Here is a 928-nt window from a genome sequence, read left to right as displayed (position 1 = left end):
CCCAGCACAAGGAACGTGAACAAATCTCCTCCCCCTGCTTCTGGCTGTCACGCCGCATCGCTATCCAACCCGACTGCCGCGGAGATCTCACTGCCGGGGCGGGTGTGACGTTTGGCGTCGAGGCTTGGTGCCAACGTTGTGATGGGCCGGACGGGTGTATGCCTCGCCGGTCGCGAGAACTCTCCCCACTTCATGGCGGGTGGCCAGCTGACGATTTTTCGAGCCCGGAGGTCGTCCGGGCCCGGGACGAGATGGTTTCGGTGCGCCGGCTGGGGAGCCGGTCTTCGTACGCAGGTTCCTGAACCCCCGCCGGACGCGGGAGGGCGTGAGCTTGTTCGCCTTGGTCGGCTTCTCCCAGGGCCTGCGGAGGTCGGCGGCCAGCGGTCGGGCGAACCGGAGCTGGGCATAGGCGGCGATCACCAGCCAGGTCCACCGGTCGGCCGCTTCGAAGCTGCGGAGCCGGGGCTTGGTCCAGCCGAGGGTCTGCTTGAACAGGCGGAATGTGTGCTCGATGCCGAAGCGGCGGAGGAAGGACTGCCAGCAGCGGTCGACGTGGGCTTTGGTGGCGCCGGTGCGTGACCACCACAGCCAGACCGGCTTGTTGACTCCGCCGCTGGGCAGCTTCTCCACGGCCAGGCGGATGACGGTGCCCTCGATGATGGGCAGCGGCCCGTCGTGGTCGAGCCAGGCGGCCCGGCGGGTCAACCGTGGGTGCAGCCGGTCCCACGCCTGTGCGGTGGCCTTTCCGTAGAGCCGGGTGTCCGTGACCGTCACGGCCTGCTCGGTGCCCCAGGTTGTGGGGTCACCGAAGACGAACTCGCCGCCGTGCTTGGGCGGCCGGCCGCCCTTGGGGTTGGCCAGGTGGAACTCTTCGCGGGAGGGTCTCGGACGCCGCATCACCCGGTCTGAACGGAGCCGGCCGAGGATC

The 928-nt window shown here is 69.1% G+C and carries 1 protein-coding gene; it reads right to left on the bottom strand.

The genetic code is table 11. The features are described 5' to 3' along the window. Window positions 1-87 precede the first annotated feature (87 nt). Window positions 88-928: transposase (locus tag KUM38_RS28835; protein ID WP_254397909.1), on the bottom strand; the 841-nt coding region annotated here is incomplete at its 5' end.

It is taken from the genome of Streptomyces sp. AC558_RSS880 (assembly GCF_019049255.1).
Taxonomy (GTDB): Bacteria; Actinomycetota; Actinomycetes; order Streptomycetales; family Streptomycetaceae; genus Streptomyces.
Note: the sequence above shows the minus strand (reverse complement) of the source record. Positions and strands in the feature narration are given on the sequence as shown.